Origin of the sequence: Corallococcus macrosporus (assembly GCF_017302985.1) — a bacterium.
GTDB classification, from domain to species: domain Bacteria; phylum Myxococcota; class Myxococcia; order Myxococcales; family Myxococcaceae; genus Corallococcus; species Corallococcus macrosporus_A.
Genome location: NZ_JAFIMU010000004.1, coordinates 264124 through 288655, shown reverse-complemented (window position 1 = coordinate 288655; position 24532 = coordinate 264124). Strand labels below are relative to the sequence as shown.

Annotated in this window: 21 protein-coding genes, 1 tRNA gene and 2 pseudogenes; 11 read left to right on the top strand and 13 right to left on the bottom strand. The window is 71.4% G+C overall.

Going from position 1 to position 24532, the window contains the following annotated elements; all coding sequences use genetic code 11:
• Positions 1 to 31 precede the first annotated feature (31 nt).
• The 4 genes from hscB (at position 32) to JYK02_RS06575 (ending at position 2980) form a co-directional block, all read left to right on the top strand.
• Positions 32 to 580 carry a Fe-S protein assembly co-chaperone HscB gene (hscB, locus tag JYK02_RS06590; protein ID WP_207049733.1) on the top strand — a complete coding sequence of 183 codons (549 nt, stop codon included), beginning with the start codon at positions 32 to 34 and terminating at the stop codon, positions 578 to 580.
• A complete protein-coding gene (gene hscA, locus JYK02_RS06585; protein WP_207049731.1) occupies positions 577 to 2421 on the top strand; it encodes a Fe-S protein assembly chaperone HscA in 1845 nt (614 codons plus the stop codon). Before hscB ends, hscA begins: the two co-directional genes overlap by 4 nt.
• 3 nt (positions 2422 to 2424) lie before the next feature.
• On the top strand, positions 2425 to 2802 hold the full coding sequence (locus JYK02_RS06580; protein WP_207049729.1) for a 2Fe-2S iron-sulfur cluster-binding protein: 378 nt from the start codon (positions 2425 to 2427) through the stop codon (positions 2800 to 2802).
• A 94-nt stretch (positions 2803 to 2896) separates the two neighbouring features.
• Positions 2897 to 2980: transfer RNA gene (locus tag JYK02_RS06575), tRNA-Leu, on the top strand.
• Positions 2981 to 3046: 66 nt separating this feature from the next.
• On the opposite strand, the gene JYK02_RS06570 is transcribed toward JYK02_RS06575, so the two are convergent.
• Positions 3047 to 4129, bottom strand: coding sequence for a lysylphosphatidylglycerol synthase transmembrane domain-containing protein (locus JYK02_RS06570; protein ID WP_207049727.1), 1083 nt, complete (start codon positions 4127 to 4129; stop codon positions 3047 to 3049).
• Positions 4130 to 4149: 20 nt separating this feature from the next.
• A complete protein-coding gene (locus JYK02_RS06565) occupies positions 4150 to 5742 on the bottom strand; it encodes an alkaline phosphatase family protein (protein ID WP_207049725.1) in 1593 nt (530 codons plus the stop codon).
• A 153-nt stretch (positions 5743 to 5895) separates the two neighbouring features.
• Between JYK02_RS06565 and omp85 the strand changes: the two genes are divergently transcribed.
• Complete coding sequence (gene omp85, locus JYK02_RS06560; protein ID WP_207049715.1) at positions 5896 to 7074, top strand: Omp85 family outer membrane protein; 1179 nt, start codon at positions 5896 to 5898, stop codon at positions 7072 to 7074.
• Between the two features lie 32 nt (positions 7075 to 7106).
• Here omp85 and JYK02_RS06555 read toward each other — a convergent pair whose 3' ends face one another.
• The 5 genes from JYK02_RS06555 to fni all read right to left on the bottom strand — a co-directional run bounded on the left by JYK02_RS06555 (position 7107) and on the right by fni (position 12634).
• Positions 7107 to 8186, bottom strand: a complete 1080-nt coding sequence (locus JYK02_RS06555) for a mevalonate kinase family protein (protein ID WP_207049707.1) — start codon at positions 8184 to 8186, stop codon at positions 7107 to 7109.
• Complete coding sequence (mvaD, locus tag JYK02_RS06550) at positions 8186 to 9172, bottom strand: diphosphomevalonate decarboxylase (protein ID WP_207049705.1); 987 nt, start codon at positions 9170 to 9172, stop codon at positions 8186 to 8188. Before mvaD ends, JYK02_RS06555 begins: the two co-directional genes overlap by 1 nt.
• Positions 9169 to 10119 carry a mevalonate kinase gene (mvk, locus tag JYK02_RS06545; protein ID WP_207049699.1) on the bottom strand — a complete coding sequence of 317 codons (951 nt, stop codon included), beginning with the start codon at positions 10117 to 10119 and terminating at the stop codon, positions 9169 to 9171. Before mvk ends, mvaD begins: the two co-directional genes overlap by 4 nt.
• Positions 10120 to 10213: 94 nt before the next feature.
• Positions 10214 to 11542: a hydroxymethylglutaryl-CoA reductase, degradative gene (locus tag JYK02_RS06540; RefSeq protein WP_207049691.1), complete on the bottom strand. Its 1329-nt coding sequence runs from the start codon at positions 11540 to 11542 to the stop codon at positions 10214 to 10216.
• A 33-nt stretch (positions 11543 to 11575) separates the two neighbouring features.
• Positions 11576 to 12634: a type 2 isopentenyl-diphosphate Delta-isomerase gene (fni, locus tag JYK02_RS06535; protein WP_207049676.1), complete on the bottom strand. Its 1059-nt coding sequence runs from the start codon at positions 12632 to 12634 to the stop codon at positions 11576 to 11578.
• Positions 12635 to 12785: 151 nt separating this feature from the next.
• On the opposite strand from fni, the gene JYK02_RS06530 reads away from it, so the two are divergent.
• Together JYK02_RS06530 and JYK02_RS06525 are read left to right on the top strand one after the other, a co-directional pair.
• Positions 12786 to 13205 carry a hypothetical protein gene (locus JYK02_RS06530; protein ID WP_207049674.1) on the top strand — a complete coding sequence of 140 codons (420 nt, stop codon included), beginning with the start codon at positions 12786 to 12788 and terminating at the stop codon, positions 13203 to 13205.
• Positions 13206 to 13351: 146 nt separating this feature from the next.
• Positions 13352 to 14308 (top strand): zinc metalloprotease HtpX, encoded by a 957-nt coding sequence (locus JYK02_RS06525; protein ID WP_207049672.1) that lies wholly within the window; start codon positions 13352 to 13354, stop codon positions 14306 to 14308.
• Between the two features lies 1 nt (position 14309).
• Here the strand turns inward: JYK02_RS06525 and JYK02_RS06520 are convergent, their stop codons facing one another.
• On the bottom strand, positions 14310 to 14714 hold the full coding sequence (locus JYK02_RS06520) for a nuclear transport factor 2 family protein (protein ID WP_207049670.1): 405 nt from the start codon (positions 14712 to 14714) through the stop codon (positions 14310 to 14312).
• A gap of 98 nt (positions 14715 to 14812) precedes the next feature.
• Here JYK02_RS06520 and JYK02_RS06515 point away from each other — a divergent pair, with 98 nt between their 5' ends.
• Positions 14813 to 15307: a MarR family winged helix-turn-helix transcriptional regulator gene (locus JYK02_RS06515; RefSeq protein ID WP_207049668.1), complete on the top strand. Its 495-nt coding sequence runs from the start codon at positions 14813 to 14815 to the stop codon at positions 15305 to 15307.
• Between the two features lie 7 nt (positions 15308 to 15314).
• Here the strand turns inward: JYK02_RS06515 and JYK02_RS06510 are convergent, their stop codons facing one another.
• Positions 15315 to 16142, bottom strand: a complete 828-nt coding sequence (locus tag JYK02_RS06510) for a 2-oxo acid dehydrogenase subunit E2 (RefSeq protein WP_207049666.1) — start codon at positions 16140 to 16142, stop codon at positions 15315 to 15317.
• 177 nt (positions 16143 to 16319) lie between these two features.
• On the opposite strand from JYK02_RS06510, the gene JYK02_RS06505 reads away from it, so the two are divergent.
• Positions 16320 to 17384 (top strand): cell envelope biogenesis protein TolA, encoded by a 1065-nt coding sequence (locus tag JYK02_RS06505; RefSeq protein WP_207049664.1) that lies wholly within the window; start codon positions 16320 to 16322, stop codon positions 17382 to 17384.
• A 66-nt stretch (positions 17385 to 17450) separates the two neighbouring features.
• Here the strand turns inward: JYK02_RS06505 and JYK02_RS06500 are convergent.
• The 3 genes and pseudogenes from JYK02_RS06500 to JYK02_RS06485 form a co-directional block, all read right to left on the bottom strand.
• Positions 17451 to 17945, bottom strand: a pseudogene (locus JYK02_RS06500) (serine/threonine protein kinase).
• 11 nt (positions 17946 to 17956) lie between these two features.
• Positions 17957 to 18675 (bottom strand): annotated as a pseudogene (locus tag JYK02_RS39530) (DUF2381 family protein).
• Positions 18676 to 18696: 21 nt separating this feature from the next.
• A complete protein-coding gene (locus tag JYK02_RS06485) occupies positions 18697 to 20229 on the bottom strand; it encodes a kelch repeat-containing protein (RefSeq protein ID WP_207049652.1) in 1533 nt (510 codons plus the stop codon).
• A gap of 123 nt (positions 20230 to 20352) precedes the next feature.
• Between JYK02_RS06485 and JYK02_RS06480 the strand changes: the two genes are divergently transcribed.
• Positions 20353 to 21894 (top strand): sensor histidine kinase, encoded by a 1542-nt coding sequence (locus tag JYK02_RS06480; protein WP_207049650.1) that lies wholly within the window; start codon positions 20353 to 20355, stop codon positions 21892 to 21894.
• Positions 21891 to 23213, top strand: coding sequence for a M16 family metallopeptidase (locus JYK02_RS06475; protein ID WP_207049640.1), 1323 nt, complete (start codon positions 21891 to 21893; stop codon positions 23211 to 23213). Before JYK02_RS06480 ends, JYK02_RS06475 begins: the two co-directional genes overlap by 4 nt.
• On the opposite strand, the gene JYK02_RS06470 is transcribed toward JYK02_RS06475, so the two are convergent.
• Positions 23194 to 24519: a tetratricopeptide repeat protein gene (locus tag JYK02_RS06470; protein WP_207049632.1), complete on the bottom strand. Its 1326-nt coding sequence runs from the start codon at positions 24517 to 24519 to the stop codon at positions 23194 to 23196. The genes JYK02_RS06475 and JYK02_RS06470 overlap by 20 nt on opposite strands.
• Between the last annotated feature and the right edge of the window lie 13 nt (positions 24520 to 24532).

The following is a 24532-nucleotide window of genomic DNA, read 5'->3' as shown; positions in this document are numbered from 1 at the left end:
TTTTCGTTTCCCCCGTGAGGATGTGCGCACCGTGAGGACCCACTTCGACGTGTTCGGGCTTCCCCGCTCCCACGCCGTGGACGTGCCGGCCCTGGAGAAGCAGTACCGGGAGCTGTCGCTCCAGTTGCACCCGGACCGCGTCGGCCCCGGTGACGCGAAGGCGCGCCTGGCGGCCGTGGAGGGCACCACCGCCCTCAACGAGGCCTTCAAGACGCTGAAGGACCCGGTGCGCCGCGCCTTCTACCTGCTCAAGCTCCACGGCGTGGACCTGGACCGCGAGGACGCGGGCGCCCAGAAGGACATGCCCCTGGAGTTCCTGGAGGAGGTCATGGAGCTGCGCGAGGCGCTGGATGAAGCCATCGCGGCCAGGGACCTGCCGAGGGCGCAAGGAATGGCGAAGGACGTGGCGGGCAGGAAGGCGGCGGCGCTCCAGGAGGCCGTCGCGGCGCTCGGGACGCTGGAGGGCGCGGGGGATTCGCCGGACGGGGTGAGAAAGGCGTCGCACGCGCTGGGGCGGGTGCGCTACTTCACGCGCTTCCTCGAGCAGGTGGACGCGTTCGAGGAGGAGGTGCTCGCGTGAGCAACAACGGCTATCTGCAGATCCACGACCCGCTCAAGCCGAAGGGCCACGTGGTGGGCATCGACCTGGGCACCACGCACTCGCTGGTGGCGTCCGTCACGCAGGGCAAGCCCCGGTGCGTGCCCGTGGACGAGGGCGACTCGCTGCTCCTGCCCTCCGTCGTGCACTACGGTAAGGACGGCGGCGTGGTGGTGGGCGTGCGCGCGCGGAAGCTCGCGGCCGAGGCCCCCACGGACACCATCGTGTCGGTGAAGCGCTTCATGGGCCGCAGCCCGGACGACCCGGAGACGCGCAAGCTGGGCCACTACGACTTCGCGCCCGGCGCCAACGTCGTCCGCTTCAACGTGGCCGGCGGCCAGCCGGTGACGCCCATCGAAGTCTCCGGCGAAATCCTGCGCACGCTGAAGCGCCGCGCGGAGGCGCACTTCTCCGGCAAGGTGGAGCAGGCCGTCATCACCGTGCCCGCGTACTTCGACGACGCCCAGCGCCAGGCCACCCGCGACGCAGGGAAGCTCGCGGGCCTGGAGGTGCTGCGGCTGCTCAACGAGCCCACCGCCGCGGCGCTGGCCTACGGCCTGGACAAGGGCAGCCAGGGGATGTTCGCCGTCTACGACCTGGGCGGCGGCACGTTCGACATCTCCATCCTCAAGCTGGAGGACGGCGTCTTCGAGGTGAAGTCCACCGGCGGTGATTCAGCCCTGGGCGGCGACGACTTCGACCGCGCCATCGCGCAGCACGTGCTCCAGAAGCGCGGCGTGCAGGCCCCCTCCCCCGCGCAGGTGGCGGAGCTGATGGCCGCCGCTCGCAAGGCGAAGGAGGCGCTCACCGACGCGGCGGAGGTCACGCTCAGCGTGGAGGGTCACTCCCAGCCGGTGTCCCGCGCGGACTTCGAGGCGTGGATCCAGCCCCTGGTGGCGAAGACGGGCGCGGTGTGCCGGCGGGCCCTGAAGGACGCGGGCGTGGCGGCGGGTGAGCTGGACGGCGTCATCCTGGTGGGCGGCTCCACGCGCGTGCCCGCGGTGCGCCGCTTCGTGGCGGAGCTGTTCGGCCGCGAGCCCCTGGGTGACATCGATCCGGATCAGGTCGTGGCGCTGGGCGCGGCGGTGCAGGCGAGCCTGCTCACCGACACCGGCCGTGAGGACGAGGTGCTGCTGCTGGACGTCATCCCCCTGTCGCTGGGCCTGGAGACGATGGGCGGCATCACGGAGAAGCTCATCCCCCGCAACTCCACCATCCCCACGGCGGCGGCGCAGGTGTTCACCACGTTCAAGGACGGCCAGACCGGCCTGGACGTGCACGTGGTGCAGGGCGAGCGGGAGCTGGTGCAGGACAACCGCAGCCTCGCGCGCTTCACGCTCTCCGGCATCCCCTCCATGGCGGCCGGCATGGCCCGCGTGGAGGTGCGCTTCCAGGTGGACGCGGACGGCATCCTGTCCGTCACCGCGAAGGAGCAGACCACCGGCGCCGCGCAGGCCATCACCGTGAAGCCCAGCCACGGGCTGACGGAAGAGGAGATCGAGAAGATGCTCCTCGACTCCATCGACTTCGCGGAGGACGACATCCAGGCCCGCCAGTTGCGCGAGCAGCAGGTGGAGGCCGAGCGCGTCCTCTCCGAGGCCGACCGCCAGCTGCGCGAGAACGCGTCCCTGCTGGAGCCCGGCGAGTCGGAGGCCATCCAGGCCGCCATGGCCCGCGTGCGCGAAGCCGCCGCCGGCAAGGACTACCTGGCCGTGAAGGAGGCCCTGCACGCGCTGGACGAGGCGTCCCGGGGCTTCATTGAACGGGTCATGAACCGCGCCATCACCCAGGTGGTGTCCGGCCATTCCGTGGAGGAGTACTGAGCCGTGCCCAAGGTCACCTTCAAGAGTCCCCTGGCGGAGGTCGCCGTGGACGTGCCCTCGGGCACCACCCTGCTGGACGCCGCGGAGAAGGGCGAGGCCCAGGTGGGCCACAGCTGCGGCGGCGTGTGCGGGTGCTCCACCTGCCACGTCTGGGTCCGCAAGGGCCTGGACTCGCTGAGCGAGCAGCGGGACGACGAGATGGACCGCCTGGACATGGGCTTCGACGTCCGGCCGTACTCCCGCCTGTCCTGCCAGACGGAGGTCGGCGCCGAGGACGTCACGGTGGAGATCACCGAGGAGTCCCTGGTCGCCTTCATGGACGAGAACCCGGTCATCCGCCGGAAGCTCGAGTCCGAAGGCCGCTGGCCGCTGAAGAAGTAGCCGCGAGGCGGGTTGAAAAAGGGTGTTGACCGGGCGGGGGAGGTTCTCTATACGTCTCGCCCATCACGGCGCCGCGAGGCACCGCGAGCCACCTGCCCAGGTGGTGGAATTGGTAGACACACTAGATTCAGGGTCTAGCGCCTGCAAGGGCATGGAGGTTCGAGTCCTCTCCTGGGCATGAAGTAAAAAGAAGGGCCCCGACCACAAGTCGGGGCCCTTTTTGTTTTTGGCCTGCTCTCTTCGTTCAGGGCGGCGCGGGCTCCACCGCTTCATGCGCCACGTGGTGCGCGGCGGCGTTGGCCAGCCGCCCGCCCTTGCGCAGGTCGCGGATCCGCAGCTTGGACTTGTGCACGGACCAAGCGCCCACGGCCACCTGGCTGATGACGGTGCCCAGGTGCGTGAGCGTGGCGAAGGCCGCCGCGTCCTCCGGGTTGGAGCCCAGCGCGCGCGCCGCCCAGCTCGTGACGAAGTAGTAGATGCCCATGCCCGCCGGGACGCCCGGCAGCGACTGTCCCAGGGAGATGGCGCCCAGCACCACGGCGCCCGCGAAGAGGCCGCCCGGGATGTGGACGCCGTGCAGCGCCAGGCCGTACGCCAGCGCGGAGGCGAACACCGGGAAGATGGAGAAGAAGAACACCTTCGCCATGCCCTTGAAGGAGCGCGCGGTGCCCAGGCCCTCGCCCACGTGGTTCAGGAAGCTGTCCACGCGGGGCATGGTGTGGCGCTGGTGCAGCCACCTGCCCAGCGGCGCCGCCCAGTGGGCCAGCAGCACCACCAGGGCCACCAGGCCGATGCACAGCGACAGCGCCACGTGCAGCTCCGTGCGGAAGTGGGCCATCGTCTCGCCGAAGGGCCCCAGGAAGGACAGGGCCACCAGCAGCATCAGGCACGCGAACTCCATCAGCTTGCACACGCCCACGGAGCCCAGGCTCCGGATGAACGGAATCTTGTGCGTGCGCGACAGCAGGAAGGAGCGCGTCACCTCCCCCAGCTTTCCCGGCAGCGCGTTGTGCACGAACACGCCGATGCCGACCATCTGGAAGCGGTCCTTGAACGGGATGGGCTTGCGCAGCGTGGCCTGCCACTGCACCGCCCTCAGCGGCACCAACGACGCCTGCAGCAGCATGAACGGCACCAGCCAGACCAGGTGCCCCGGCAGGTCGCGCACGAACTTGTCCAGCGGGAAGCGCGGCGTCAGCAGGGCCCCGGTCCCGCTCAGGTTCCACTTGAAGAACGCGGTGGAGAGCAGGAGCACGGACAGGACAAGTCCCACCACCCCGCCCAGCACCTTGAGCCACGTGCGTCCACCGGCGTTGGGAAGCCGCATGGTCCTCCCCTTCGTTGGGTTCAATGCAGGATGCGCGGCGAGCCGGTGTCCAGGTAGGCCTCCGCCAGCCGCTCGTGCAGCCGCGCGCAATGGCTGAGGCCGGACAGGTCCACCGGGCCGTTGGCGGGCCACATCACCAGGCTGTCGGACTCCACGCGGGTGAGCCCGCCGTGCGAGCCGAACTCCCAGGCGAAGCCCACCGTGCCGCCCTTCTGGACGGCCTCGCCGAAGAGGACCAGGTCGCCCGCGGTGTCCATGCGCGGCAGTCCGTGGAGGAAGTCCGCCACGGCGCGCCGGCTGTACTCGGTGGTGAGCGGCGCGCGGTCCAGGTCCGCCGGGCCGTAGACGCCTCCGCCCATCACCACGACGGCCTCCGCGCCCCGGCGCATCGCCACCATGCCGATGTCCGGGTTGCTCGTCGCCCGGGCCAGCACCTCCGGGTGGAGCGCCAGGAGCTCGCGCGCCTCCAGCGGCACGGGCCGTCCGCTCAGGTACACGTGCGCGAAGTTGCCGGCCTCCACCACCACCGGGATGAAGGGCTCGCGCGCGGCGGTGTCCGGCGCAGGGGGCGAGCGGCCATCCAGCAGGCCCCGGCGCACGTCGTCCTTCAGCGGCGGCACTTCCCCTTCGAAGAGGACGGCCTCCAGGCGCCGGCCCTGGCGCTGCTCCAGGGGCAGGCTGTCCACGTGGCCGTGGTCGGACAGGAGGATGACGTCGTAGGGCTCCGGCGCGGCGCGGGCCACGGCGAACAGCTCCGCGAGCGACGCGTCCACCCGGTGCAGCTCCTGGAGCGCCAGCTCCGAGCGCGGGCCCCGGCGGTGGGCCACCTCGTCGTAGTTGCCGTAGACCAGGTAGATGAGCGGCACGCCGCGCACCATGTCCACCAGGGACTTCGTGTACGCGAAGCTCCAGCCCAACCGCTGGAGGAGGATGCGGCTCAGGAGGAAACCCTGCTCGTGGCGCCAGTCGTTCAGGGCGCGCGCCCACTGGCGCACCTCGCGCACGGCGTGCCAGGACTCCATGCCGAAGGAACGCAGGAAGTCCCATGCGCCCTTGGTGCGCGCGGACCCCAGACCCTGCATCTCGTACGCGAACGAGCGCGCCATCAGCTTGAAGCTCGACAGCGTGCTCATGCACATGCGGTTCATGGCGCCCGCGTGGAAGAGCGAGAAGTAGGTGTGCCCTCCGTGATCCAACAGGCTCGTGCGGCCGTGGCCGCGCAGGCGCGCATCAATGGCCATCGCGTCGGCCGGGGTGTTCATCTGGACCTTGCGGCCGAGCGCCCGGTCGTACCAGCTGTAGCCCGGCAGGTTGGGGTGTTGCAGCCCGTAGAGCAGCCCCGCCTGGAAGAAGGGCGTGGAGGTGGGCGCGCCCCAGAAGGCGTTCTCCAGGTGATACGCGCCAGAGCGGACCAACTGTGAAACGAAGGGCATCCGGCCCGCCGCGATGGCCTCGTCCAGGAGGGCCTTGGGCACCCCGTCCAGGTGGACCAGCAGTGCGTTCCGGGGCCGACGGGCAGCCGCTGGCGGAACTTTCGAGCCAATCCTCCGGACGAGGGTATTCGCCCAGTTTCGTGAATTTTCGCTGACCAGCTCGCTGAGACTTTCGCGCACGTTGACGGCTCCCCCATCCCCTCAGGCAAAATGGGCATTCAGGGGGACAGGAGCTTCCGGGGCCGTGCTGCTCTCTTGGAGAGCAGGCGGGCGGAAGGGTTCGCTGTCCCGGGCTGGAATCGATGCGCCCCCTCGGGGCTTCACGGGGTTTCGATGCTGGCTCCAGTCGTCCTTCTCTTCTTCATGCTGATGTCCTTGAGCGCCGTGGCCGCTGGCCGCACCGCGCCCGGGCTCGTGCCCGTGAAGCGGACGCCGACGATGGACGGCATCGCGCTGCCCCTGTTGTCCTTCAGCTCGGATCAGGGCTTTGGCTACGGCGCCGTGGGCGGCATGTACCTGTACGGCGACGGCACCAAGGCGCCCTATGCGCATGCCCTGTCCGCGCAGGTGTTCTTCACCGCGCGCGGCGCCATGAATCATTACCTCCGCTACGACGGGCCGCAGTTGCTGGGGCCCCTGCGGCTGGAGGGACGGCTGGAGTACCGCCAGGAGAAGAGCAGCCCGTTCTTCGGCGCGGGCAACCTGTCCGCCCCGGACTTCCGGGGCAACGTGGACGACGAGCGGTACAACTACGACAAGGGCTCGCCGGGTCTCTGGGTGCGCCTGCGCGGGCGCCCCTTCGGTGAGAAGCACCCGTTCCAGTCGTACGTGGGCTACGGCTGGCGCTACACGCGCGTGTCACCCTACGAGACGTCCATCCTGGCGCAGGAGCGGCCCATCGGCATCGAGGGCGGGCCCAGCGGGCAGCTGCTGGCGGGCGCGCTCTGGGACACGCGCGACGACGAGTCCGACCCGACGACCGGCGGCGTGGAGGAGGTGGCGCTGCGCGTGTCGGGCCTGGCCACGTTCAGCCGCTACCAGTACGCGGGCGTGACGCTGAGCGAGCGCCGCTACATCAAGATCACGCCGCGGCTCGTCTTCGCGCAGCGGCTCACGCTGGACATGCTGTTCGGCGAGGTGCCGTTCTTCGAGTGGATGACCACGGGCGGCGTCAACGTCTCCGAGGGCATTGGCGGCATGAGCAGCGTGCGCGGCATCGAGCGCAACCGCTTCGCCGGCAACGTGAAGGCCTTCAGCAACTCCGAGCTGCGCTTCCAGGCGGCGAAGATGGCCTTCTTCGGGCAGCCGCTGGCGCTGGGCGCGGTGGTGTTCCTGGACCTGGGCCGCGTGTGGCATCCGGGTGTGACGGACGGCAAGTGGCATGAGTGGCACCCGGGCATCGGCGGCGGCCTGCGCTTCTCGCGCCGCGCGGCCGTGGTGCGCATGGACTACGCGCGCTCCACCGAGACGGGCCGTCAGCGCTTCTACATCACGTTCGGTCACATGTTCTAACGGCGGGCCCGCTCGCTCGCCGCGCTGTTTTTTCAGGTGAGCGCGTCCACCCAGCCGCGAAGCCGCGCATCCACCTGTGCTTCGCCGCGCACGCCCTGCTCCACGTCCAGCGTCAGCGTGAGGAAGCCGCGGGACTCCAGGCCCTGGCGCAGGGCCTCACGCGCCTGCGCGTCTGGAGCGAAGAGGATGCAGCCGTCGCCGCCGCCCGCGCCGGAGAGCTTGCCCGCGCAGTGGTAGGACGCGGCGATGGCCAGCACGCGGCGCATGCCTTCGGTCTCCAGCGGGCCCAGTTCCAAGAGCAGCGCGTGCTGGGCCTTCACGGCCTCGGCGAAGGCGCGGAAGTCGCCGCCGCCCAGGCCGTCTTCAATCGCGTGGCCCAGGGCGTCCGAGCGCTCCACGTAGGCCTTCCGGCCCGCTTCCGCGAGCCGGGCCTCCACCTGGTCGATGAGGAGCTTCGTGGACGCGCTCTCGCCAGTGAAGGCGTAGAGCATGGACACGCGGGGCACGGGCATGCGCCAGAGGTCCACGGGCGGGGATTCCGCGAGCGCGGCGTTGAAGCGGCCGGTGTTGGCGGCGTTCGCGAGCGCGGTGATGTCGTAGCGCCGGTAGCGCACGGCACCGCCCGCGAAGCTGGTGGCCACGTCGCCGCCGCTGCCCTTGCCGCCCTGCCCCAGCGTGTGCGCGGTGAGCGCGAGCTTGAGCACGTCGAACTTCTCTTCGAGCACGTAGCGCGCGGCCTCCGCGGCAAGCACCGTCGCGGAAGCGCTGCCACCGATGCCCAGCTTGTGGCCACCCGGGCCCACAGCGCCCGGCGCCACCGCGACGTCGAAGCCCACGCTCGCGCGGCCGTGCGCGCGCAGGGCCTCATCCAGCGTGCGGGCAACGAAGGAGAAGCCAGCGGGCACGTCGCGCTCCCACTTCACGCCCCGGGGCGTGGTGAGCCCCTGGAGCGTCCCCTCCTCCAGGCAGATGTGCACGCGTGAGTCCTGACGCCTGCGCACGTAGGCGGCCGTGCGCGGCGCGACGGCGGCGAGGCGCGACACGCCGCCCCACAGCACGGCGTACTCACCGGAGATGAACAGCTTGCCCGGGGCGGAGAGCGCTCGGTCCATCAGAACAGGTGCTCGGTGAGGAGCGTCGCATCTCCACCGGGGACGCAGCGCACCACGTCCACGGCGCCGCAGGCCCGGGCCAGGGCTTCCGCCGCGACCTCGTGGGCCGCGTCCGTCAGCAGCACCGGGTTCGGGCCCGCGTCGAGCGTGAACCACACCGGCACGCCCTTCTTGCGCTGCTCTCGCAGGTGCTGGATGAGCCCCAGCGTCGCCGCGCTCAGGTAGCAGAGCGGTGGATCCGCCGCGAGCGACGTGGCGTGCATCCGCCATGCGTTGCGCTCGCACAGCTCGCCCAGCGCTTCCAGGTCGCGCTTCGCGATGAGCTCGCGGGCGCGGGGCACCTCGGCCTCCGCGTCCTTCACCCACGCCGGGTAGTACGGGCTCGTCTCCACCGTGTTCTTCATCCCGTCCCGCGACTTCACCTCTTTCTCGCCGCGGTCGACGATGGCCACCACCATGCGCAGGTCCGCCCAGTGGCCCGCGTCGAAGTGCTGCACGGCGTAGCTGTCCTCGCCGTCGGCGCGCTCACCGCGCTGCCACTCGCAGAAGCCGCCCTGCACGCTGCGGCACGCGGAGCCGCTGCCCCGCCTGGCCAGGATGCTGGACGCCCGCGTGTCCTCCGGCAGCCCCGCCGCCGCGCGCCCCGCCACCGCCAGCGCCGCGAAGCCCGCCGCGCTGCTGGCCAGGCCCGCCGCCATCGGGAAGTCGCCGCGCGACACCACCTTCGCGGGCCCCAGGTCGCGCCCCGCCTGCACGCGCACCGCGTCCAGCAGGCGCAGCACGCGGTCTCGCTCGCTGCCCTTCGCCGCGTGGCCGTGCAGTTCCACCGTGTCCGACGGCGCTCCGAACTCCACCGTCGTCGTCACGTGAATGGGCGCCAGCGTCAGCGACAGGCTGGACTGATGCGGGAGGATGAGCGCCTCGTCCCGCTTCCCCCAGTACTTCACGAGCGCGATGTTGGGATGCGCCCGGACCGTTGCCTTCATGGAATGTCTCCCTGGGCCCGAGGCCCCGCGAGCTGGCTCGCGAAGCAGCGCACGCCGTCGCGCGTCAGCCGCGCGACCACGGGCTCCGGTTCGGAGAAGAGGCCGATGACCGCGCCACCGTCACCTCCCGCTCCGGTGAATTTGGCGCCCAGCGCGCCCATCGAGCGCAGCCGGAACACCATGTCCTCCAGCGCTGGCGACGACAGGCCCAGCGCGTTCAGGAGGCCCTGGTTGACGTTCATCGCGTCCCCCAGCCCCTCCAGGTCGCCCGCCTCCACCGCCTTCGCCGCGTCGGTGACGAGCCTCCCCACCTGGCCGAACAGCCGCTTGTAGCGCTCCGGCCACCGCGCCTGCCGCTCGCGCAGCGCCCCCACCGTCAGCTTCGTGGGACTGCGCGCGCCCGCCAGCGCCACCACCACCGACACCGGCCGCGGGCTCTTCAGCTCGCGAGCCCGCCCGGTGGCGCCCGAAGGCGCCTGCACCCGCCGGTAGAGGATGAGCTTCTCCTCCGCGCTGGTGGTGTGGTCCACGCCGGACGGCGTGCCGTGGAACTCCTGCTCCATCTCCCACGCCAGCCGCGCCGTCTCCTTCGGCGTGGGCGCCTGCCCCGCCGCCTGGAGCAGCACGCGGGAGGTGGCCACCGCCAGCGCCGCGGAGCTGCCCAGTCCCGCGGACAGCGGCAGCTGCGGCTCCAGCGTCACCTTCACCTTCGGCTCGCCCACCAGCCGCGCCGCCCGGGCGAACGCCTTGCGCATCATCCGCTTCTGCGCCGCGTCCGCCGTCACCGGCACGTCCAGCACGCACGAGCGCGAGGGCACGCCGCGCGCCACCACGCCGATGCTCAGCGGGCCGGCGATGGCCGGGTAGCCGTACACGACGCTGTGCTCGCCCAGCAGGATGACCTTGCCGGCACCGAAGGCGACCAGGGGATTCTTTGCGGGAGTCATGGCACCAGGCAGGCGAAGGGACGGGCGCTTTCTTTCCGCGCCCCGCCCTGCCCCGTCAAGCGCTCCCGCGAAGAGGAGCGCCCGGGGCCGGACGTCAGCCGTTGGTGAGGGTGGCGATGGCGGGCGTCTCCGGGGGCAGGCTCGCGAGGATTTCGCGCGCCTTCTCCACCTTCACGTGCCCCGCCTTCACCAGCAGGTTGGCCACCTTCTCCACGTCCCCGCCGCGAGCGCCCGCCGTGACGGCGACGCTGCGCGCGTGCATGGCCATGTGGCCCTTCTGGATGCCCACGGAGCCCAGGGCCCGCAGCGCCGCGAAGTTCTGCGCCAGGCCCACCGCCGCGAACACCATGGACAGCTCACGCACGCTCGTCGCGCGCATCAGCTTGAGCGCCACCTGCGCGCCCGGGTGGATCTTGATGGGGCCGCCCACCATGCCCAGCGCCAGCGGCAGCTCGATGCGGCCGACGAGGTGTCCCTCCTCCAGGTACCAGGTGGACAGCGGCCGGTACTGCCCGCCCCGGCACGCGAACGCGTGCGCGCCGGCCTCGATGGAGCGCCAGTCCTGCCCCGTGGCGATGGCCACCGCGTCGATGCCGTTCATCACGCCCTTGTTGTGCGTGGCGGCGCGGTACGGGTCCGCCTCCGCGAAGCGGCTGGCCTGGGCGATGCCCTCGGCGATCTCCTCGCCCGGCAGGCCGAAGTCCGCCAAGAGCGGCAGCGGGATGCGGCACGTGGCGCGCGCGAGCCGCTTGTCCGCCAGGTTCGACAGGATGCGCAGGTACACCCGGCCGCCCGTGACCTGTTCAATCAGCGGCGCAACGCCCTCCGCCATGGTGTTGATGAGGTTCGCCCCCATCGCCTCCTGCGCGTCGATGAGCAGGTGGACGATGAGCAGCGGCTCGCCGCGCGGCCCCTCGGGCGCGGGCAACAGGCGCACCTCCACGTCCTTCGCGCCGCCGCCGCGGGCCACCATGGCCGGGTGGAAGCTGTTGGCCAGCGCGAGGATCTGCTCCTTCGCGTCCAGGATGCGCTCGCGCGCGACGCCGGCGTCCCCGTAGTTGGAGACCTGCACCTGGCCGATCATCATCGACTCGTCGGCCTCCGCGACGAAGCCGCCCGCCTCGCGGACGATCTTCGACGCGAACGACACCGCCGCGACGACGGAGGGCTCCTCCACCGCCATGGGCACCAAGTAGTCGCGCCCATTGACGTTGAGGTTCAGGCCCAGACCCAGCGGCAGGGAGAACGTGCCCACCGCGTTTTCGATCATCTGGTTGGCGGTGGACAGGTCCAGGCCGCTCTCGCCGCGCAGCTGCTCCAGCTCCGCCTCGGTCAGCCGGAACATCTGGCCGATGCGCGCCAGACGCTCCTCCAGGGGCAGCTTGTGGAATCCGGCGAGCCGGGACGTCACGGTGTCAGACATGTTCTTCCTTCCCAACCTGGGATCCACCCTGCATCACAACGCCGCCAGCCAATCCTTCAACGCGCCCGTCACCACGCGCGGCCGCTGCCGCAACTGCGCGACGGAGCGGCTGCCCGTCAGCACCAGCGCCTGCCGCAGGCCGGTGAGGATGACCTTCAGCGCCTCCTCCGCGGCCGGCAGCCCGCCCTGCTGCTGGGCCCGGAACAGCGGCAGCGCCATGCCCGCCAGGTCCGCGCCCAGCGCCAGCACCTTCGCGGACTCCAGCCCACCGCGCACCCCGCCGCTGGCCACGAGCCGCACCTCCGGCCCCACCGCCTTGCGCACGCTGGCGATGGCCGCCGCGGTGGGGATGCCCCAGCCGCTGAACTCCGCGCCCACCTGGGCCTGCGAGCCCACCGCGCGAAGCTGCTCCACGCGCACCCACGACGTGCCGCCCAGCCCGGAGACGTCCACGTTGCGCACGCCCAGCTCCACCAGCCGCCGCGCCACGTCCGGGCCGATGCCGCACCCGGTCTCCTTCACCAGCAGCCGGTCGCCGAACGCCCGCGCCAGCTCCTCCACCACGCGGTAGCCGCCCCGGAAGTCGCGGTCGCCCTCGGGCTGCGTCAGCTCCTGGCCCGCGTTGAGGTGCAGCGCCATGCCGTCCGCGCCAATGGCGTCCATCAGCCGCCGCACGCCGTCCACGCCCAGCCCGATGGCCTGGTACAGCCCGATGTTGCCCAGGAGCGCCACCGTGGGCGCCACGTCGCGCACGGCATAGGAAGCCGCGCGAGCGGTGTCCTCCGCCATGGCGCGCTGGCTGCCCACGCCGAAGGCCAGGCCGTGCCGCTCGGCGAGCAGCGCCAGGTCCCGGTTCACGGTGCCCGCCCGGTCGGTGCCACCCGTCATCCCGGTGACGAGCAGCGGCGCCTGGAGGCGCTTGCCCAGGAACGGCGTGGACAGGTCCACGTCCTCCACCGCCATCTCCGGCATGGCGCAGTGGATGAGGTGCACGTCCTCCAGCAGCGTGGAGTTCTGTGCCGGCTCCACGTCGCCGGTCGCGCACAGGTCGAGGTGGGCATCCTTCCGCCTGGCTGTCGTCTCGTCGCCCATGTCCCTCAGTGCCGCCCGCGCTGTCGCTGCAAAAAACGTGTAAGCCTGGAAGGTCCTCGGGTTCCTAGCAAGTGCCCGGGTCGGGGTGCAAGCCAAAGGGCCCCAGCGGTCGCCCTCGGGGCGTGGATGGACGCGATGGCTTCTGGACGGTATGAGCCACCGCGTGAGCACGCCGGACAACAGGGTCGTCGTCTTCCTGCACAGTGGTGAGTACGACCGGGTGCACCAGGGGCTCTCCATCGCGGCGGCGGCGACCGCTGCCGGACGGCGCGTGGAGGTGTACCTGTTCTGGTGGGCCCTGGAACGCTTCCTGATGGACAGGCTGGACGAGCCGGACTTCGCCGGCCGCGAGGACGTGGCGGACCGCTTCGAGGCGCGCGGCATGCCCACCGCGCGCGCGCTCCTGGAGCACGTGCGTGACTCCGGGCTGGGCACGGTGGCGGGCTGCACGGGCTCGCTCGGTGCCCTGGGGAGCGAGTCGAAGGCGGGCGACAGTGGCATTGATGTCTGGCTCGGTTGGAGCGCCATCCTCCAGCGTACGGCCGGAGTCACGGATCGTTTCTACCTTTGAGACGAGCGGCCCCAGGGGCCATGGGCCTCCGGGGTGGCCTGGACCCGTCTACGTTGACGCCCCCTCCCGCCTGCTTACGTTTCGTGTGGCCCCCTTGACGGGGCGAAAGGCACGGAACGAGGACCATGGCGCGGCGTGACCCCCACATGACATCCCGAGGACCGGCGGTACCGGCGCTCAAGGGCGGCGGGTGGCACCGGCTGGGCAACGCATTGAAGACGACCGTGCTGCTGGCGGGCTTGACGGGCCTGGTGCTCGTCATCGGCCAGCGGCTGGGCGGCGCGCAGGGCCTGGCGATGGCGGGCGTCTTCGCGGTGGTGATGAACTTCGGCTCGTACTGGTTCAGCGACCGCATCGCGCTGGCCATCCACGGGGCGCAGCCGCTGTCGTACGAGCAGGCGCCGTGGCTGCATGAGATGGTGGAGCGGCTGTCCGCACGCGCGGGCATGCCGAAGCCGAAGGTGTACCTGCTGCCCACCGCGCAGCCCAACGCGTTCGCCACGGGCCGCAACCCCAGCCACGCGGCCGTCGCGGTGACGGCGGGCATCGTGGACATCCTGGACCGGCGTGAACTGGAGGGCGTGCTCGCGCACGAGATTGCCCACGTGCGCAACCGGGACACGCTCATCGGCACGGTGGCGGCGACGCTCGCGGGCATCATCAGCTACGCGGCGCAGATGCTCTTCTGGTTCGGCGGCAGCATGCTCAGCCGCGGCGACGACGACCGGGACGGCGGCGTCGCCGGGGCGCTGTCCAACCTGGGCCTCCTGCTGGTGGCCCCCATCGCGGCCACGCTGCTGCAACTGGCGGTGAGCCGCTCGCGCGAGTACGGCGCGGATGCCACGGGCGCGGAGCTGTGCGGGGACCCGGACGCGCTGGCGAGCGCGCTGCTCAAGATGGAGCGCAGCGCGGAGGCCATGCCGTACGACCGGGCGCCCGCGACGTCGCACCTGTTCATCGTCAACCCGCTGCACCACGGCGGGGTGATGTCGCTGTTCTCCACGCACCCGCCCATCCCGGAGCGCGTGCGCCGACTGCGCGAGATGAGCGCGCGGATGGGCCAGGGCACGCGCGCTCGCGGCGGTTGGGAGTACGCGTACTAGGTCAGAAGGGCTGGAAGCAGTCGTAGTTGCGCTGGGAGACGATGCGGCCGTCGCGAAAGGTGAAGAACATGCCCAGCGACGTCCGCATCGTCCCGCCCGCGGGCAGGCTCCCCACGGGCACCCGCAGCGTCGCGCTCCACTCCGCCTCCACCGCCACCGCGTCCCCCACACAGAGGGCGGAGACCACCTCGTAGCGCTGGGCCGACACGGCCTTCTGGCCGCGCTCAGCGGAGGCCAGCAGCGCAGCCAGGTCGCGCGTCGTCCCCTGCGGCGTCAGGCGATTGGGGTACTCGTGCTGGCGCACCTCCGGGTGGAAGAAGGCGGCAAGGGCCTCTCCGGTCGCCCCCGCCTCGAGGGCCTGGAGATAGCGCCGGGTGAACTCCAGATGCGGCGACGGTTGGGACATGGCGGGCTCCTGGACCGGGCTGGCGAAAGGAATTTCCACAACCCTGGTTTCACAACCGTCATTGCACAACCGAAGTTGTGGATGCAAGACGGAGGGCCATGGCACGTCGGGCGCGCAGGGGCAGTGCGGAGCTGGAGGCGTTGGACCTGGGACACCTGGCCCTCTTCGTGGGCATGCGGGTGAACGCGCTGGTGCTGGAGCAGGTGCACGCGGCGGGCTTCCCGGGGCTGCGGCAGGGGCATGGCTACGTGGTGCAGCACCTGCTGGGGGGTCCGCGCACCATCAGCGAGCTGGCGGAGCTGCTCGGCGTGACGCAGCAGGCGGCGTCCAAGACGGTCGCGGAGCTGCGGACGCTCGGCATCGTGGAGGCGGCGCCCTCCGAGGACGCGCGCACGCGGCGGATCCGCCTGTCCGAGCGGGGCCATGCCGCCGTCGAGACGACGCGGAACCTCCGGGCGGAGCTCGAGACGCGCTTCCGCCGTTCGCAGGGGGCCCAGGTGATTGAAGAGACGCGCCGGGTGCTCGCCGCCGTGCTGGAGTCGCTGGGCGGCGCGGAGACGGTGCGGCGCCGGCGCGTGCGCGAGCCTCGCTGACCGCGGGCTATCCCGGCAGCGGGCCGAAGGACTCCTCCGGGTGCTCCAGCATCTCGCGCAGCGTGTTGGCGATGACGCCCGCGTGGTAGCCGTCGAGGAAGCGGTGGTCGAAGGACGCGTTGATGTTCATCACGTGGCCGGGCACCACCCTGCCCTCCTCCACCACCGCGACCTGCTTCACCGCGCCGGGCGCGAGGAAGATGGGCACGCGGGTGAAGGGCGCCAGCGGCAGGTAGGCCGTGTCCAGTCCCAGCTCGCCCACGTCCACCACCACGGCGGATCCGAACGGATCCCTGGGCAGGCCCAGCCACGACGGATCCACGTTGAGCGTGTACGTGAGGAACGACACCAGCCCGGTGAAGCGGTGCAGCAGCAGATGCGGCACGCGCGCCAGGAGCCGCCGGCCCTGCTCCACCTGCGGGTCGCGCCCCTCGCGCACGCGTGCCGCGGTGGCCTCCACCTCCAGCGCCAGCTCGCGCATGGGCTTCTGGTCCACGTCCTCGATGCGCACGGGCGTGAGGCCCTGTGCATCCGCGCCCGGCAGCACCGCGCACACGGTGATGCGCTGGCGCAGGTAGATGCGCTGGTAGCGCAAGAGTGCGTTCGCGTCCGGGCAGCGGCGCAGCGCTTCGCCCACGGCCTTGAGGGCCAGGTGCGTCGCGGTGAGGCGCACGCCGGTGCGCTGGTGGAAGGCGTCCATCCAGGCGAGCGCCGCGTCCATTCGCACCGTCAGCGTGCCGTAGACCGTCGGGTCATACGCGGTCGCCCAGCTCCCGATGGCGAGCTTGCGGAAGCTCGACACGTCCCGCTTCGGCTTCAGCTCCAGGTGCGCCATGGCCGCGAGCGTGCCTCAGGACGGCGCCCATGGGGGAGCTGGAATCCAGGCGGACGGCGCGGCACGGCCGGCACGGCGGGTGGGGCCCGCCGGGTTGCCTGCCAGTGAAGCCTTGACGCGCCATGTCCCAGCGGTAGGCTGCCCCGCTTTTTGCATCTTTCTGTGGAGGTCGTTCCCTTGCTGGTTGCACTCATCCTCGTATCGGTCGGGTTCGCGGTGACGCTCGGCCTGCTGCTCTTCGGAGACAAGAGCGGCGCTGGTGCCAACGCGGGCCGTCCCTCGCTCTCTTCTTCCTCCTCTTCCGCGCCGTCGTTCCGGGGCGAGCTGGAGTCGGAGAGCAAGGCGCGCGCGAAGGCGGAATCGGAGGTCCAGCGCAAGCAGAAGGAGCTGGACGAGCAGCGCGCGCAGCTCCAGGAGGTCAAGGAGCAGCTCAAGCAGACCAAGCGCAAGCTCTTCGAGCAGAAGGAAGGCGACAAGGGTTCGAACGACCTGGCCAAGGCCCGCGCCGAGGTGGAGCGCAACGCCAGCATCCAGCTGGAGCAGACCCGCTCGGAGCTGGCGCAGGCCCTGACGGAGAACGCCCGGCTGCGCGCGGAGACCGAGTCGCGCAACGGCCCCCGCCGCCGTGAGGTCCCCGCCGCCGCCGTCCCGGCGCCGGTGTCCGCGCCCGCGGCCGCCGCCCCCGCGACGCCGGAGCAGATCTCCGCGCCCGCGAGCGAGCCCGTGGTGAGCGCGGCGGTGTCCGTGACGCCCGTGCCCGTGGCCCCGGCGGAGCCCGTGCGCCGCTACCGCGAGCTGAACGACGCGGACCGCGAGAAGATGGACCGGCTGGAGCAGGCGGCGAGCAAGGACCGCGCGCGCGCCGCGGAGCTGGAGAAGGAAGTGCGCCGGCTGAAGGGCCGCGCGGACACGCAGGCGCGCATCCTGTCGGTGACGAAGTCCGAGGCCGACCTGGGCAAGGACAAGTACAAGGCGCTGGAGAAGCGCCTCAACCGCACGCTGCTGGAGCGCGACCTGCTTCGCCGGGCCATCAAGGACCTGGAGAAGAAGACGGGCATGCTCGCGGACCGCACGGAGCTGACGCCGGACGAGGTCGCCGCCAGCGACCAGCGCAGCGACGAGCAGGCCCGCGCCCGCGCCGAGGCGGAGGCCCGCGCCGCCGCCCCCGCCACCCCGACGGAGGCCCCGGCCTCCACCGAGGGCGAGGCGAAGCCCACCGAGGCCCCGCCGTCCAACGCCTGAGCCGCGTCCCAGCCTGAAGCACCCAGGCCCCGCCGTCCCCTCACCGGGACGCGGGGCCTTCGTGTATCAGCGGTAGGACTCGACGATGTCGACGCCCGCCGAGGAGAACTCCAGGATGGCCGTCCCCGGCTTGGAGTCCGGCCGCTTGCGCAGCTGCCCCTTGGAGAGCCGCGCCACGGCGCAGATGGGGATCTTGTCGCCGTCAGGTGGATGCGCCTCGTAGTACTACCGGACGACCACCTGCGGGCCGCCGGTCCACACCCGCCCGTAGAGACGGGTGGTCGTTTCAAGCGGCCCGAGGCCGGAGATCAACATGCTCTCCACGGGACCGTCGTAGAGCGTGATGGGGCTGACGTCGTCCTGGTTGATGTCGAGCGCGACATTCGCTCCGTCGCCTACACGCAAGCGGAGGATCCGCATCGTGTTCAGCGCGTCCTCGGGACAATCCTCGGGCTTGGGCGTCCCGTCCGAACGAAGCCCCACGCCTCCTCGAGTCGTGGTGCAGCCCAGCGACAGGGCCAGCACGAGGGCAAGCGGGGACCACTTGCGCGGTGCGTTCATGTCGCGTCGATCTACTCCCGGATGAAACGCTGTTCCAGGACGAGGTAGGCCTGGGACAGACCGCCTGGCGCGATCTCCTCCTGCTGCATGCGCAGTGCGAACGCACGTGAGTTCCCGCCAGAGACCGTGGACAGCCGGGCCTCCATCATCCGCCAGGGCTTCTTCGCATCGCGGTTGGTCAGGGTGAACAACACCGCCACCTTCGGGAGCGTCGTGCTGGAGAGAACCTCCACCAGGATGTCCGCCCCTTCCTCCTTGAGGCTCCATCCCTGACGGCGGTTGAAGGGCGTGTGCTTGAGGTTTCCCTGGGCCAGAAGCGTCGCCAGCGCGTGATCCGCGGAGTGCTCTTCCTCCCTCATGCGGTGGTTCTCTTCCTCCAGGACGCGCCGCTGTTTGAGTGAGTCCATCAGCGTCGAGTGCATGGCGTCGTAGCCGCGCGGGTCCTCGAACACGTTCACCTGCTGATCCACCGCGTTCCGCCCGCGAGCAGCGGCTCGAACCGGCCCTCCCACGCCAGCATGCGGGTTCGTGCCGGGTCGACGGGCATCTCGAAACGAAGGACGGTGGCGACCTTCCCCTTCACGTAGAGGGTGTGCGTGGAGTCCGACGGATGCTCTGACAGCAGCACCGTGCGGATCGCGAGTTCCTCCCGCTCCCGCGCGGCGGCATCCACGGTCGTCAGGAACAACGCCAGGGCCACGGCCAACCGGCTGGGTAGACAGTCCTTCATGGGACCTGGACCGTAGCAGCTTCAGTCGCGCGGCGGAGGCATCACCACCAGGGCCTCCGGGTTGGAGCGGAGCTCCCCGGTGCTGTCGTCCACGCCGCCCACCACGAGCACGGAGCCGTCCGGCAGCGCGGAGCAGGTGTGCCACACGCGCGGCTGCGGCATCAGCGGCAGGCCCAGCACGGTGGGCTGCGCGCCCGCGTGCGGGGTGATCAGCTCCACCCATGGCACCGCGTACGTCGAGCCGAGGGCCGTGCCCCGTCCTCCCAGCACCACGACGCGGCCGTCCGGCAGCGTCACCGCGCACGGGTTGCTCCGGGGCATCAGCGCGGGGCCGTCGCTCGTGCGGACGACGCCCTCCAGGAACTCGGAGGCGCCCACGGGCCGCGCCCCCTGCGCCGGGTCCAGACCGTCGAAGCCACCGATGACCAGGGGGCGAGGGGACTCGTCCGCTCGGCCCAGCAGTGCCACGGTGGCCCCCACGCGGGGGACACGCAGGTCGGCCTCCGCCCCCAGTTGGATGATGTCGTCGTCGCCGAACACGAAAGGCACCACGTCTCTCCTGGCCCCCACGGCATCGCCTCCGCCCACGACCTGGAAGATCTTGCCGCTCTGCTCGACCGTCAGCGCTGCGTCCACGTAGGCAAACGGGAAGGCGTACTGGACAGACCGACCCGCGGCCGGGTCGAAGCCCTCCACGGTGTCCACCGTGCCGCCGTCCGCGGCGCGTCCGCTGACCAGCAGCACGTGCCCTGCCGCATCCACCGCCGCCGCGTGCTGGTAGCGGGCCGCCGCCAGCGTGAGCTCACTCACCGCGTCCGTCGTCGGATCCAGGAGGCGCGACGTGGGCTGCAACGCCAGCGGGGCGAAGGACTCCGCGCCACCCGCCAGGAACACGCGGCCATCCGGCAGCAGCGACGCCGTGTGGAAGGCCCGCGCGCCCACGTCCCGTCCGGGGACGAACGTGCCGTTCCTCGGGTTGAACACCTCCGTGGTCGCTGACACGGGCCGCGTCCCGTCCGCCCGGGGCGCATAGCCTCCGACGATGAGCACCCGTCCATCCGGCAGCGTCGTGGCCGTGTGCGCGGCGCGCGCTTCCAGCGGCAACGAGCAAACGCTCGGATCCGACGCCAGGTTCACCGGCACGAACTCCCCAATCCGTCGCAGGAGCACGCGCGCCCGGACAGCCTGCTCATCCTCCCCGTCCCCCTCGGGCCACACGGGGAACGGCATGGAGCGGCCCAGCGAGACCAGCCGGCCGCCCTGATCCGGTGCCCCCACGTAGGCCCGCACCTCCAGCACCCGTTCGGGGCCAGGCGGAACGGCGGGCACGTCCGCCCGGGTCCAGTTCACCGTCGACACCCGCTCCCGGGGCGTGTCGAGGCCCGGGCCCGTCACCCGGAAGCGCAGGTGCGTCACCCCGGCCAGGGGCTGCGTGCCGGCACAGGCGGCGGTGAGCAGGTCCAGGGGGGGCCGGACCTCCTTCTCCCCGCAGGCGGGGGTGAGGCCCACGAGGGCGGCGGCGAGGAGCGTGGAGCGGACGAAGCGCGGAGCCATGCGGTGGACGCTACCAGCCCCCCTCCCCGGAGGGGTGGAGTCCAGACGGCCGGAAGCAGGCGGCGCGGCGGGGATTGCGCTGTAATGCGCCCGCCCCAGGACGTATGTCCTGTCCCCTCCTCCATGAAGCTCTCGCTCGCCACCCGCATCTTCCTGGGCTACGCGCTGGTGCTGCTGACGTTCGGGGCGGTGTCCCTGTTCAGCGTGGCGGAGCTGCACCGCAACCGGCTGGAGATCCGCCTGGTCAGCCAGGGCTACCTCCAGCTGTCCCAGGACGCCGCCGCGCTGGAGACCTTCCAGACCAGCCAGGAGAAGGACACCGAGCGCGTGCTGGAGCAGAACAGCGTGGAGACGCGCCGCGCCCTCATCCGGCTGGCCAGCCTCTACTACGCGCCCCAGATGGCCCAGCGCCTGGAGGCCGCCCGCGCCAAGGCCCGCGAGGTGCTCACCTTCGCGCCCGAAGGCGAGGTGCCCTTCGTGAAGGAGCTGGACGCGCGCTTCGCCGAGCTGGCGCGCAACTCCCAGGCCTACGGCCACGCGGTGGAGGCGGTCTTCACCGCGCTCGCGTCCGAGTCTCCCGAGAGCCAGGAGGTGGCGCGCGCCACCGCGGAGCTGCGCCAACTGGAGAGCGCCATCGGCCGCGAGCTGCGCGTGCTGAGAGCGACGCTGGGCAACCGCATCCGCGAGCGCGTGGACGGCGCGGAGGAGCGCGAGCGCCGCACCGGCCTCACCATCATCGCGCTGTCCATCATGGCCATTGGCGTGGGCGTGGGCGTCACCGCGTGGTCCGCCCGCACGCTGCGCCCGGTGCGCACCCTGATTGAAGGCGTGTCCCGCATCGGCCGGGGTGACTACTCCGCCCAGTTGGGCGTGCGCGGCGAGGACGAGGTCGCGCTGCTCGCGCGCGAGTTCGACCAGATGGCCCGCTCGCTCCAGGCGCGTGAGGCCCAGCTCAAGTCCCAGGCGGAGGCGCTGATGCGCGCGGAGCAGCTGGCCGCCGTGGGCCGCATCTCCGCGCAGATCGTCCACGAGGTGCGAAACCCCCTGTCCTCCATCGGCCTCAACGTGGAGCTGCTCCAGGACGCGGTGGACAGCGCGCGGTTCGAATCACAGGACACCGCCACGGAGGCGCGCGAGCTGCTCTCCGCCGTCACCCACGAGGTGGACCGCCTCACCGACGTCACCGAGCAGTACCTGCGCATGGCCCGCCCCGCCCGGCCGGACCTGGAGCCGGAGGACATCATCGCGGTGCTCGACGGCGTGCTCGACTTCACCCGCGAGGAGCTGGTGCGCGCGGGCGTGGAGGTGGTGCGCGACTTCGCGCCCGACACGCCTCGCGTGCTCGCGGACCAGGGACAGCTGCGGCAGGTGTTCCTGAACCTCCTGCGCAACAGCCGCGAGGCCATGCCCACGGGAGGCCGGCTCACCGTGGCCACCGCTCCGCGCGACGGCGACGTGGAGGTGACGGTGCGCGATACCGGCGACGGCATGACGGAGGAGGCCCGCCGCCACCTCTTCGAGCCCTTCTTCACCACCAAGGAGGGCGGCACCGGCCTGGGGCTCGCGGTGAGCCAGCAGATTCTGCAGGCCCACGGGGGCTCGCTCTCCTGCCAGAGTATTCCCGGCCAGGGAACGACCTTCGTGTTAAGGCTTCCCTGCGCATGAGCTTTACACCGTACCGGGACGTGCTGCCCTCGGGGCTGCGCGTCGTCACTGTCGAAACCCCCCACCTGCACACCGCCCTCCTGGCCGTCTACGTGCGGACCGGCAGCCGCCACGAAACGGTGGAGAACAACGGCGTCAGCCACTTCCTGGAGCACCTCTTCTTCCGGGGAAGCGAGGGCTGGCCGGACACGGTGAAGATGAACGCGGCCGTGGAGGAGGTGGGCGGCAACCTCAACGGCGCCACCACCCGCGACCACGGCTACTACTACACCCCACTGCACCCGGCGCACCTGCGCGTGGGCCTGGACGTCATCGGGGACATGCTCACCCGCCCCCGCCTCACCGACATGGAGGTGGAGCGGCAGATCATCCTGGAGGAGATGCTCGACGAGGTGGACGAGAAGGGACGCGACATCGACCTGGACAACCTGTCCAAGCGCCTGCTGTTCCCCGGCCACCCGCTGTCCCTTAAGATTGCCGGCACCCGCGAGTCCGTCACGGCCCTCACCCACGCCCAGGTGCTGGAGCACTTCGCCCGGCACTACGTGGCCGGCAACCTGGTGGTGTCCGCCGCGGGCAGCGTGAAGCACGCGCAGGTGCTGGAGCTGGCCGAGCGCGCCTTCGCGCACCTGCCCAGGGGGCCTGCGACCTCGGAGCTCGCGCCGCCCCTGCTGGGCCCTGGCCCGCACTTCCACTTCGTCACCCACGACGAGTCGCAGACGGAGTTCAAGCTCACCTTCCGCTGCGTGCCGGAGCAGCACGAGGACTTCCCCGCGCTCCAGATTCTGCGGCGCCTCTTGGACGACGGACTGTCGTCGCGGCTGCCCTTCGAAATCGTGGAGAAGCGCGGCCTCGCGTACTCGGTGCAGGCCGGGCTGGACACGTACCACGACATCAGCCTCTTCGAGATTGAAGCGGCCAGCGCGCCGGAGAAGGCGTCGCTCGTGGTGGCGGAGGCGCTGCGCTGCCTGGCGGAGCTCTGCGACACGGAGGCGAGCGACGAGGAGCTGAACCGCGCCAAGCGCCGCCACCGCATGCTGCTGGAGTTCTCCCAGGACTCGCCGGGCGAGCTGGCCGGGTGGTTCGGCGGCGTGGAGCTGTTCCGCACGCCGGAGACATTCGGCCACCGCGCGGATCAGGTGGACCGGCAGACGGCCGCGCGCGTGCGCGAGGTGGCCCGGCGCTACTTCACGCGGGAGAACCTGCTCGTCGTGGCGGTGGGCCAGCGCAAGGGGCTCAAGGCGCTGGAGAAGGTCGTCGCGGACGCGGAGGGGCTGCCCTCCTCCGGGCCCGTGCTGATCAGCGCCGCCCGCGGATGATGATGGGCCCGGACGGGGCCTTCTTCTTCTTGGGCGTCGCCTTGTCGATGGCCTTCTGGATGCGCAGGTACTCGGGGTTCTGCGGCTCGCGCTTCAGGACCTCTTCGATGAGCTTCTTGCCGCGCGGCAGCTGCGTCTCGAACTGGGCGTAGAGGTTCGCGAGCGCGGCCTTCTCCTCCGCGGTGCCCTCGCCCAGGCCCAGGAGCCGCTCCAGCACTTCCTGCGCCTCCGGCTTGCGGCCAGCCTTCAGGTGCAGCCGCCACATGCGCGACAGCGCGGGCGCGAACGAGGGCTCCGTCTTCAGGGCGAAGCGGTAGCTGTCCTCCGCGGCGCGCGCGTCCCCCTGCTCCTCCAGCACGCGTCCGCGCACGTACAGCGCGCGGCCAAAGCGCGGGCGCAGATGCAGCGCGCGGTCCACCAACTGCTGGGCCTCCGACGCGCGGCCCTGCGCGCAGACGATTTCAGCGAGCCACGCGATGGCCTCCGCGTTGTCCGCGTCGTCCTCCACCAGCTTCCTGAGCGCGCCCTCCGCCTCCGCGGGGCGCTTCATCTCCATGAGCACGCGGGCCTTCATCGCCACCACGTCCGTGGAGTCCGCGTCCTCGGGCGGCACGGCCTGGAGGTCCGCCTCCGCCATGTCGTAGACGCCGCTCATCAGGAAGTAGCGCGCACGCAACAGCCGCGCGGGCGTGAAGCTGGGAGAGGCCTGGAGCACGCGGTCCATCAGGTTCGCCGCGAGCAGCTCCTCGCCCTTCATGAGCAGGATTTCCGCCTCCACCGTCTTCGTCGCGGCGTCGTCCGGGTTCTCCCGGAGGATGCGCTCCAGCGTGGTGAAGGCCTCGTCCGGGTGCCCCTGCCGCGCCTGGAGGCGGGCCAGCGCCAGGATGTCCTCGTTGGGCAACTTGCCCTCGTCCCGCAGCGCGCTGAGCGTGGAGATGGCCAGGGGAATCTGGCCCTCGCCCAGGTAGAGGTCCGCGAGCTGCTTCTGGATGACCGGGTCGGTGCCGGGCAGGAGGCCTTCCGCCTGCTTGAGGGTCAGGATGGCGGCGCCCGGGTTGCCCGCGCCCTGGTGGGCCTTGGCCAGCAGCAGCAGCGGCTCCACGCTCTCCGGTGCGGAGTTGGCGGCCTTCCGCAGCGCGGCGATGGCGCGCACGTACTGGCCCTGCGTCAGGGCGTCACGGCCCTCCGAGAGCGAGTTCTGGACCTGGACGGCCTGCTTCTGGGCGGCCGCCGTCTCCGGGTCCTTGCAGGCAAGCGGCAGGAGCAGGACGAGCGTCCACGAGCGGGGGAAAAATCGATGGGGCATCGCTGAGGGACAG